Source organism: Carboxydocella sp. JDF658, assembly GCF_002049395.1.
Lineage (GTDB): Bacteria > Bacillota.
In genome coordinates this window covers 1-224 of sequence record NZ_BDLR01000119.1, presented here as the reverse complement: position 1 = coordinate 224, position 224 = coordinate 1, and the positions used below count along the sequence as shown (strand labels likewise).

General features: G+C 54.5%; 1 protein-coding gene. It reads left to right on the top strand.

From position 1 onward, the window contains the following. Positions 1 to 224 (top strand): AIR synthase related protein (locus JDF658_RS12650; RefSeq protein ID WP_242946681.1); only part of this gene is annotated, 224 nt, incomplete at both ends.

The following is a 224-nucleotide window of genomic DNA, read 5'->3' as shown; positions in this document are numbered from 1 at the left end:
CCAGACTGTCGACTTTTTCACACCCGTAGTGGACGACCCCTATACTTTCGGTCTGATTGCCGCAGCCAATTCCCTCAGTGACATCTATGCCATGGGCGGTCAGCCTCTCTTTGCCCTGAATGTGGTAGGCTTCCCGGAAAAAAGGTTGCCTATGGAAGTCCTGGGCGATATCCTGCGCGGCGGTGCAGATAAAGCCGCTGAAGCAGGTATTAGCATTGTAGGCG